The sequence below is a fragment of the Synechococcus sp. H70.1 genome, from assembly GCF_047502705.1.
Taxonomy (GTDB): domain Bacteria; phylum Cyanobacteriota; class Cyanobacteriia; order Thermostichales; family Thermostichaceae; genus Thermostichus.
Genome location: NZ_JANSIV010000076.1, coordinates 6,000 through 15,417, shown reverse-complemented (window position 1 = coordinate 15,417; position 9,418 = coordinate 6,000). Strand labels below are relative to the sequence as shown.

General features: G+C 62.6%; 7 protein-coding genes. 2 read left to right on the top strand and 5 right to left on the bottom strand.

Going from position 1 to position 9,418, the window contains the following annotated elements; genetic code table 11:
* Positions 1-83 precede the first annotated feature (83 nt).
* Positions 84-611, bottom strand: coding sequence for an adenine phosphoribosyltransferase (locus tag NW827_RS05500; protein WP_414403309.1), 528 nt, complete (start codon positions 609-611; stop codon positions 84-86).
* Between the two features lie 186 nt (positions 612-797).
* Between NW827_RS05500 and NW827_RS05495 the strand changes: the two genes are divergently transcribed.
* Entirely contained in the window at positions 798-1,229 is a 432-nt protein-coding gene (locus tag NW827_RS05495) for a hypothetical protein (RefSeq protein WP_414362008.1), read from the top strand.
* A 360-nt stretch (positions 1,230-1,589) separates the two neighbouring features.
* On the opposite strand, the gene NW827_RS05490 is transcribed toward NW827_RS05495, so the two are convergent.
* Positions 1,590-3,509 (bottom strand): peptidase M3, encoded by a 1,920-nt coding sequence (locus NW827_RS05490; RefSeq protein ID WP_414403308.1) that lies wholly within the window; start codon positions 3,507-3,509, stop codon positions 1,590-1,592.
* A 164-nt stretch (positions 3,510-3,673) separates the two neighbouring features.
* Between NW827_RS05490 and NW827_RS05485 the strand changes: the two genes are divergently transcribed.
* Positions 3,674-5,224 carry a YifB family Mg chelatase-like AAA ATPase gene (locus tag NW827_RS05485; RefSeq protein WP_414503442.1) on the top strand — a complete coding sequence of 517 codons (1,551 nt, stop codon included), beginning with the start codon at positions 3,674-3,676 and terminating at the stop codon, positions 5,222-5,224.
* Between the two features lie 81 nt (positions 5,225-5,305).
* Here the strand turns inward: NW827_RS05485 and recF are convergent, their stop codons facing one another.
* The 3 genes from recF to ffh all read right to left on the bottom strand — a co-directional run bounded on the left by recF (position 5,306) and on the right by ffh (position 8,772).
* Positions 5,306-6,472 carry a DNA replication/repair protein RecF gene (gene recF / locus NW827_RS05480; protein ID WP_414403307.1) on the bottom strand — a complete coding sequence of 389 codons (1,167 nt, stop codon included), beginning with the start codon at positions 6,470-6,472 and terminating at the stop codon, positions 5,306-5,308.
* Positions 6,473-6,876: 404 nt separating this feature from the next.
* Entirely contained in the window at positions 6,877-7,329 is a 453-nt protein-coding gene (locus tag NW827_RS05475) for a tRNA (cytidine(34)-2'-O)-methyltransferase (protein ID WP_414362013.1), read from the bottom strand.
* 9 nt (positions 7,330-7,338) lie between these two features.
* Complete coding sequence (ffh, locus tag NW827_RS05470) at positions 7,339-8,772, bottom strand: signal recognition particle protein (RefSeq protein WP_414403306.1); 1,434 nt, start codon at positions 8,770-8,772, stop codon at positions 7,339-7,341.
* Positions 8,773-9,418 lie beyond the last annotated feature (646 nt).

Here is a 9,418-nt window from a genome sequence, read left to right as displayed (position 1 = left end):
AGCTGGGGTGTGGAACCGCGTATCCAGACCTGACTTCCTGCCCACAGGGATCTAGCTGGTTGGGAGTGTGGCCGGCGGATCCCTCAGTTGGATTCTTCCACCATCACCACATGGGTGGGGATCTCAGGGGGCAGGAGCTTGCGGCCTGACAAGAAAGCCAGCTCAATTAGAAAGGCAAACCCTCCCACCTCAGCGCCGCTCTGGGCCACCAACTGAGCGGTGGCGGCAGCAGTGCCCCCGGTGGCGATGACATCATCCACAATCACCACCCGGTCGCCGGGGCGCAGGGCGTGGGCATGGAGTTGCAACTGGTCTTGGCCGTACTCTAGGCTATAGGTTTGGCTAAGCACCGGCGGCGGCAACTTGCCGGGTTTGCGAACCGGGACAAATCCCAACCCCAAATGCTGAGCCAAAGCAGCCCCCAGAATAAACCCCCGCGACTCAATGCCCACCACATAGTCCAGGGATCCCATAGTGGCAGTACCGGCAGCCAACTGTTCAATTGCCGCCCGAAAGCCTGCTGGATCCCGCAGCAGGGGGGTTATGTCGCGAAAGAGGATCCCGGGCTTGGGAAAATCGGGCACTAGGCGAATGAGGGGTCGCAAATCCATGGATTCCCCTGGCTCAGCACTGGCCAGCTCAAAGGCCGCTCCAAGCAACTCATCATAGCCGCTCCAGGTGTCAGCAAATGGGATCCCTTTTGACCGAGCTGGCAGGGCCGGAAAATTTCTATAATTTGGCAAGGCTAGGGGCCGCGGCTTATCTGGTTCTTCTGTTCCTGACTCCGGAGACTTCTCATGCGCTATTACATGGCTATTGACTCCAATCCCTTGGCAAGTTTGCCGCTGGCGCTGTTTGGAGTAGGGAGTGAGTCGGCCTATGTTGACCTGCTCCAGGACAAGCTGATGGTGCGGGTGGGCAACTTGTTCAACGAAACCTTTTCCTTGAGCGAGTTAGGACAAGGGGAGCGCTTCTCCTGGCCCTGGTTCTACGGCCTGGGTGTGCGCACCGACTTCCAGGGGCTGGTGGCCGCGGTAACCAGCACCCAGGGGGTAATTGCCATTCCACTGCTCCAGGAAAAGACCCTCTTCATCCCCTTGCTGGGGCCCCTGGGGCTGCAAGTACCCTGCAAAAAGCTGGTTTTCAGCCTCAAGGATCCGGATACCTTTTTGGCCAACTTCAACCAGGGGCGCCCCAACGGCGGGCCTAAGAATGTGGTTATCGAGTAGCTGGCTATTTGGACGAGGCCAGCCCCCTGGTAACAGGACTGCGCTTGCGGCCCTGGCAGTTGATGGCGCGGCTGGCCGCAGGGGGAGCGCCGGGGGACTGGTACAACCTCTTGTGAAGAGCCCGTCCTGCCTAGGTGAGCAGCGCTGCTCCCCCCTGTCTGCTTCTAGTTGGTTTCCCAACCCCGGCGGTGGAGTCCCCCCAGGCGTAACTTTCCGCCAAGCTGGCGGTAGGTACCCTGTCACCAAAGTTGGCTCTGCGGGGTAGCACCCCCTCCTCAACTCTAAACTAGGGGCAGCCTGGGGCTCCCCCTACCAGGGTTGACACGGCCATCCCGCCAACGCTCGGCCGGTAGCCCTTCTCTAGTCTTGCTCCTCTTCTAGCAGCTCTTCCAGCACCTCGATCCAACGCTCTAGTTCCTCCAACCCTTGCAACACCTCCTCCGGTCTGCTCAAGTCCACCTGGAGCAACTGGGCTGATTCTCCCCAAGTTAAGGATCCGGGCGGGCTAGCTAGCCAATTGAGGTAGCAGGGCAAGAAGGTGCGCGGAGACAGATGATACTGGCGATAGCAGGCCAGGGCCACCAGGCTGGCCAGGCTGGCCTGATGGCTGCTAAAAGGGCGGAGAAACAGCTCCGGCATTCCCACCCAGCGGAACTGGTCTTCCGGCAGCAGCTCCACCGCATCGCCACATAGCTCTTGGCACAGCTTCAGCCACTCTTCGCTGACCCAGTAGGTAGGGCTGGCCTCAGAGGGCGCCAGCAGCGGGGTGTCGCCCCCTGGGATCCCCGAGCGGTAGAGAAGCAGCTCCAGCCGCGCAATCAAGCTCTGGTAAAACACAGCCTGCAGCTGGGCCTCCAGGTGGTAAATCAACAGGGCTTGGGCCAACTGGAGGCTGCTGGAGAGAAAGGTCTCCGGCCCGCTGACGCCATTGCGGAAACGGAGAGGCACCCCCCCTGGTGTGCCTCGCGCCGTCTCAAGCAGGTAGCCTAGCAGCATCTGCTGTAAAAACGCGGTATGCACCCCCACCTCCCAGGAGGGCCGAGTAGCTCCCTGCAACTCCTCTAGCTCCAGCCAAAGTCGGGGCTCCTCAGGCCGGAGCCGCCGGCTGAGGGCTGCAAGGGCTCGCAGTAGGGAGGCAAGGGATTCACCCCCTGGAAGGGGCGTCTCTAGGGGCCAAGGGAAGGAGTCGGTCTCCCCACGGCTTGCTTCCAGTTGGGAGGTAATTTCCGGCAGCCAGGGCTTGGCTTGGGCAGCGCACTCGGGGCAGAACTCCTGCAAAGCAGACCAGACCAGGAAGGTGGCCTCCGCGGCAGTGAGGGGAGGAGCCGCATCTCCCCAAGGGGCATAGAGGTCGCAGGTACGGATGGAACGGCCCAGGGCGCGGCTTTTTAGGCGGTAGTAGCGCTGGAACAGGTCAAAGCGATCGTGGATCCCGTCTAGCAGATGCTCCCAAAAGGTCTGGCCGAGGCCGTGGCGAGCCAGGTACAGATCGGCGGCAGAATCGTAGCCCCGCCACTGGGCCTCCCAGAGGTGGTCGCGGATGAGGATGCTGAGAATAAATCCCCCCAGCTCCGCATGGGCTTCCAGGTGTTGGCCCAACCGCTGGTAGGCCGCCCAGCGGATCTCGGCGCTGGGATGGGTTTGCAGGCTCTGCAGGTGGGTAAGCGTTTCCGCCGACTGGTGTTGCCCCAGGCTCTGGCCAGGGAGGGAGGCGAGGGTGACTTGCCACAACTGCCGCCAGGCCAAGCGTCCAGCCAGGCGCTGCTGGTGGAGCAGGCGCTCCAGAGGCTCCGCCTGTTGATGGCCCCGCTGCTGGAGGAGGCCCCACAAAAACTGGCGAAAGGGACGCAGCAGCGGCTCGACACAGGCAGCAACCAAAAGATCCAAGCGCTGATCCTTTGACTCAAGTGGCAGCTCGGCTGCAGGTTCGTCGGGGGAAACAGCCGGCAGGGACTGCAGCTCCAGAGGGAAAAACAGCAAGTGGCTCTGCAGGGAGATAGCCCGCTCCAGGTCCCTCCAGTTGGGGACTGCCCCTGTCCAGCCGGAGTCAGCTGGGATCCCTTCCCTGTCCCCGGCGAGGTGGGCCGCCAGAGCTTGCGTCAGCTGCGCCAAGACCTGCAGCGCCTTCCCCAGCTCTGGTGGGCTGAGCTGGGCCACTTGCCCCCGGTAGCGCCGGGCAAACTGCTGCACCTGCTCCTCCAGATCATTCCAGCTTGGGGCACCCTCTTGCCCAGAGCTGGCGAAACGCTCAAAAGGGGGTTCAGCCGTAGGAAAGACCACCAGCACCAGCCTCCTAGAGATGGGGGCATCCCCTCTTTGGCTTGTCAGCTAAGCCAACCCAGCAGCAGCTGAGGATTAGGCCTGCACAAGCCAATGTACTTCCTCCAGGATAGGTGTCGGGAGACAATCATTCGTGGAAAAGCTTTCCAGAGGAGGCGACGCTTTTGTTTGCCCAGGTCACTGCTGCTGCTCTACTGGGACTCAAGGCCGTGCGGGTCACGGTGGAGGTGGACGTTGGCGGTGGCTTGCCGCAGATTACCCTGGTGGGGCTGCCCGACACAGCCGTTCAAGAGGCCAAAGAGCGGGTACGGGCAGCCATCAAGAACTCCGGCTTTGCCCTGCCGCAGCGGCGGATCATCGTCAACTTGGCCCCCGCTGATCTGCGCAAAGAGGGCCCCAGCTTTGATCTGCCCATTGCCATCGGCATTCTGGCAGCCGCAGGGGTAATTGAGCGGGAAGCGCTGGCCAACACCCTGATGCTGGGGGAATTGGCCCTGGATGGCACCCTGCGCCCCGTGGCAGGCGTTTTGCCCATTGCCGCCAGTGCCGCCGAGATGGGGATCCGCCGCCTGGTGGTGCCCCAGGAGAATGCTCCGGAAGGAGCCCTGGTGCAAGGGATCCAGGTGTATGGGTTGCCCTCTTTGGCGGCAGTGGTGGGCTGGCTGCAAAGCCCGCAGGGAGTTGAGCCAGTGCGGATCCAGCCGGAGCAGCTGCTAGCAACTGAAACGGAACCCCTACTGGATTTGGCCGACGTGAAGGGGCAGGAACACGCCCGGCGGGCTCTGGAGATTGCGGCGGCCGGCGGGCACAACCTGCTGCTGGTGGGTAGCCCGGGAGCGGGCAAAACCATGCTGGCGCGGCGTCTGCCCGGCATTTTGCCCCGGCTGCAGTGGGAAGAGATGTTGGAAATTACCCGCATCTACTCGGCAGCGGGCCTGCTGCGGCAAAACCTGCACCTGGGACGCCAGACTCCCCTGATTACGCAGCGGCCCTTTCGGGCTCCCCACCACTCGGCCTCGGCGGTGGCGCTGGTGGGTGGTGGCCCCTACCCCAAGCCTGGTGAGATCTCCCTTGCTCACCACGGTGTCCTGTACTTGGACGAACTGACGGAATTCCGCCGCGAGGTCTTGGAGGTGCTGCGCCAGCCTTTGGAAGACGGCAAGGTTACCATCTCCCGCGCCCGCGTTTCTTTAGAGTTTCCCGCCCAAACCACCCTGGTGGCCTCCACCAACCCCTGTCCCTGCGGCTTCTACGGGGATCCCGTCCAGCCCTGCACCTGTACGCCGCAGCAGCGGGAGCGCTACTGGTCCAAGCTCTCCGGCCCGCTGCTGGATCGCATTGATTTGCAGGTGCGGGTCAACCGCCTCAAGCCGGAAGAGATTGTCCGCCTCCAGGGGGGCGAACCCTCCCAAGCGGTGCGGCAGCGGGTGGAACGGGCGCGGCAACGCCAACGGCAGCGCTTCCAGGACGAACCCGGGATCCACTGCAACGCCCAAATGCAACCCCGCCACCTGCGGCAGTGGTGTGTTCTGTCGGATCCCTGCCGTAAGCTCCTAGAGAGTGCCATCCAAAAGCTGGGCCTGTCTGCGCGGGGGAGCGACCGCATCCTCAAGGTGGCCCGCACCATTGCTGACCTGGAGGGCGCCGAGGCCATCGCCCCCACCCACCTTGCCGAGGCGATTCAGTATCGCAGCCTGGATCGCGGGCGGCCCTGAGGCCCAAGCGCTCCGCGCCGGCCCTCACCCCCAGCCCCTCTCTCTGAGGGAGAGGGGAGTGTGTTAAGGGATTGGCTTGCCTTAAGCCAAGGGGAGCGAGGCAGGGGCGGGAGAGATCTGCCCCTGGTGCACGTGAAGGATTTGTGCCCCCTTGAGCCAAGCGGTGTCAAAGGATCCCAGCTGGGTGGTGGTAACCAGAGTTTGCACCCGCTCTTGAATGGCCCCTAAGAGCTGATTTTGGCGGTGCAGATCCAGCTCCGCCAGGACATCATCCAGCAGCAAGAGGGGCGGATCCCCCTTCACCTGCTCAATTAGCTCCAGCTCCGCCAGTTTGAGGGCCAAGACCAAGGTGCGCTGCTGCCCCTGGGAGGCGTAGGTACGGGCGGCAAGGCCATCGATACCCAGTTCCACCTCATCCCGGTGAGGGCCGACCAGGGAAGTACCCAGGGCCTGTTCGGCAGCAGCCTTGGCGCGGATCTCCGCCAAGAATTGGGCCTGAACCGCAGCGGAATCGGCCTGGGGATTCGGCAGGGGCACCTGGGGGCGGTAGGTGAGGCTGAGGGTCTCCCGCTCGCCGCTGATGGTTTGGTGCCAGCGGGCGGCCAGGGGTTCTAGCCGCTGCAACAGCCGGGCGCGACGGCGCATGATGCGGCTGCCAAGGGTGGCTAGCTGGGCGTCCCAGAAGGCCATCTGGGAAGCTCTGTCGCCAGTGGCCCCGCGCAGCGAGGGGCCAGGATCCTTGGGATCCTGCTTCAAGAGAGCATTGCGCTGCTTAAGGATCTGGCGATACTGCTCCAGCAGGTCGGAGTAAAGGGGCTCTAGCTGGAGCAACACCCCGTCTAGCCAATGGCGTCGCGCCTCTGGCCCCCCCCGTACCAGCTCCAGATCCAGGCTGGAGAAGACCACGGCGTTCACCTGCCCCAAAAAGTCAGATTGTCGCCGTAGCACTTGGCCGTTAACCCTCAGGGATCGTCCCCCCTGGCTGCGCAGCTCCATCACCAGCTCGTGGGCCACCCCCAGCCGCTCCACGGTGGCAGCAATCCGCCCCTTCTCTTCCCCCTGCTGCACCAGCTCCCGATCCCGACCAGCCCGCCGCGAGCGCAAGGTGGCCAAAAGCTCCACTGCCTCCAAAAGGTTCGTCTTGCCCTGGGCGTTCTCCCCCACCAGGATGGTCTTGGGCGCCTCGAAGGGGATCCCCTGATCCCGGTAGTTGCGAAAGTGCCACAGGTGCAGAAAACGCAGGTACACAGAGGAATAGCTTGTAGCCCCGCACTCAAGTGCGGGGCGGAAAAGCCCGCCAGCAACTTTAGTTGCCCTCCCCTCCCATGGTATAACGGTCAGCAAAGCTTAGCGTTCCCTTCGCGCCAGCGGGCCGGAGTACTACGGCAAAAGACCCGAGCTGTGCATAGCATGGGAGCGTTGCTCAGCAAAGTAAGCAGTTGCTAAGGGACGGGGTGGGGGCGTCTTGACGATGCCTTTACGAGGCTGTTGGGGGACGGCATCAGAATCCCCAACCTTAGTCGGGGAGGGTCAAGGGGTGCGTTGTGGCTCGGGAGCACGGCCCTTGCCAAGGAGGGCTTTCCCCCTAACCCGGGTGGCCTGGGAACAGGAGCACCTCGCCAGAGCAAGAAAGAGGCCACTCTAGAAACAGGTCAGGTCGGAAATCCCTGTTGGCGCAGGGCTTCGAAGAGGGCGATGGCCACCGCATTGCTGAGGTTAAGGCTGCGCACCGGCCCACTCAAGGGGATGCGCACACTGGGATAGGTTTCCAAGAACACGGGATCCAAGCCCCGGCTTTCGCTGCCAAACACCAGCCAGTCTCCTGGCTGGTAGGCCACTTCGGTATAGAGGGCCTTGCCGCGCACGCTAAAACACCAAAATCTTGCCTCGGGGTGGGCTTGCACCAGGGCCTCCCAAGAGGGGTAGCGATAGAGCTGGACGTACTGCCAGTAGTCGAGCGCCGCCCGCTTGAGATAGCGATCCGAAAGGCGAAACCCCAAGGGCTCCACGAGGTGGAGGGGTGTACGGGTAGCTGCACAGGTGCGGGCGATGTTACCTGTGTTGGCCGGGATCTCCGGAGCTACCAAGACCACGTGGAAAGGCATAAGCCCATCTCACTTGCCACCAAAGCCGCGGCTAGTGCCTCCTTTTTTGCCCCCACCTTTGTCTGGCTTGCGGCTGGACTGCGACCGCCCTCGCCATTGGGGGCCAGCTGCCGGCAGTGGGCCCCGTCCGCCCAGCATGCCTGGGAAGCCGCCCATGCTCATGGAGCGCATCATGTCGCGCATGCGCTGGAAATCGCTCACCAGGCGGCTGACATCCTCCAGCTTGTGGCCAGAGCCCAGGGCCACCCGCCGCTTGCGGCTGACGCTGCGGGCCAAGAGGTCAGGGTTGCGGCGCTCTTCGGGAGTCATGGAATTGATCATGGCCTCGGCCCGCGCCAGTTGCTCTTGGCCTTTCTGCAGTTGCTCGTCGCTAATCCTGCTCATTCCCGGCATCAGCCGCAGCAAGCTGGCCAGGGATCCCATGCGCTTGATGAGGCGCATTTGCTTGAGAAAATCGTTGAAATCAAATTGGGCGGTCATCATCTTTTCCGCCATGGCGGCGGCATCTCCCAGGTCGATTTCCTCCTGGGCTTTTTCCACCAAGCTGAGGATATCCCCCATGCCCAAGATGCGCGAGGCCATGCGATCCGGATAAAAGGGATCCAAGGCCTCCACCTTTTCGCCGACACCGATAAACTTGATGGGTTGGCCGGAAACCTGGCGAATGGACAGGGCTGCCCCGCCGCGGGTATCTCCATCCAGCTTGGTGAGGATGGCGCCGGTGATGCCCAGCCGCTCGTGGAAGGCGCGGGTGAGGTTGGCGGCTTCCTGCCCAATCATGGCGTCCACCACCAGTAGGATCTCGTGGGGCTGCACCGCCGCCTTGATCCGCTCCAGCTCGGCCATCATCTCCAGGTCGATTTGCAGGCGACCGGCGGTATCCAAAATAACGTAGTCGTAGCCCTGTTCCTGCGCAGCTACCACTCCCTGGCGGGCAATCTCGACGGGATCCCTCTTGCCTAGGTCGAAGACCGGGATCTGAATCTGCTGGCCTAGGGTTTTAAGCTGCTCGATGGCGGCTGGCCGGTAGATGTCGCCCGCCACCAGGAGTGGCTTTTTGCCTTGCTTGCGCAAATACAAAGCCAGCTTGGCGCAGGTGGTGGTTTTGCCAGATCCCTGCAAGCCAACCATGAGCACAATGGTGGGGGGTTGCTCTGACTGGGCAAGGGGCACATTGGCCTCCCCCATCACCTTCACCAGCTCGTCGTAGACAATCTTGATGAACTGCTGATCCGGTGTTACCCCCGGGATGACCTCAGCGCCCAGAGCTGTCTGTCGCACATCCTCAATAAACTGCTTCACCACCTGCAAGTTGACATCGGCCTCCAGTAAGGCGCGCCGTACCTCCCGCAGGGCTTCTTGGATGTTGGTTTCGGTGATCCTGTCCTGGCCGCGTAGCTTTCTCCAGGCCAGTTCCAACTTTTCGGCGAGGACCTCAAACATGGGTGCGGTTACCCCGTCAAGGGCTGCTAGGGCATTTCCTACCATAGTCCAGTTAGGGCAGCTGCAGCTTGGGGATCTCTGCTACAGCCGCTCCCCTGGCCCTGGTGACTTTACAAAAGTATGAACTACCCCACCGCCTTACCCAGGTGGGGTTTCCCCACCTGGGCAAGGCTTTTGTCTCTTCCTCTGCCCCAGTGGCTTCAGGGATCCCGTGCACCGAGTCCCTGGTTGCAAAGCGTGGCGCTAGCCATGGTAGAGCTAAGGCATCCAAGACTCACGCGGCGGGTTCCCAGCCCCGGTTGTCACCGTCCCCCTGCCCCTTTCTATCGCAAAACCCCAGGCAGAGCAGACAGGGTAGCGATTCCTCAAGTTCGCCCCCTCCTTGGGGACTGCACCGCACTAAGGACTTCCGTCCCGCTGACGCGAACGGACAGCGCTGGGAGACCAGACCGCCCTTCTGCTCCATTTTGGAGGTCAGCCTCTGGTTGAGGGTTGCAAACCCCACTGACAAGATGTCCCCCTGACGTGAGCAGTCCAGCCTTGCGCTTCTTCTTGGTTACCCCGCTTGCATTAGCGGGATGGACTCCTCTAAGCAAGGCAAGCGTTGTACAGGTAGCAGTGCAAACGGCGAGCAGACAACAAGGCC

Coding starts and splice junctions, on each gene's coding strand:
- NW827_RS05500 (WP_414403309.1), bottom strand. CDS start 611: ATGGATTTGCGACCCCTCATTCGCCTAGTGCCCGATTTTCCCAAGCCC.
- NW827_RS05495 (WP_414362008.1), top strand. CDS start 798: ATGCGCTATTACATGGCTATTGACTCCAATCCCTTGGCAAGTTTGCCG.
- NW827_RS05475 (WP_414362013.1), bottom strand. CDS start 7,329: ATGCCTTTCCACGTGGTCTTGGTAGCTCCGGAGATCCCGGCCAACACA.
- ffh (WP_414403306.1), bottom strand. CDS start 8,772: ATGTTTGAGGTCCTCGCCGAAAAGTTGGAACTGGCCTGGAGAAAGCTA.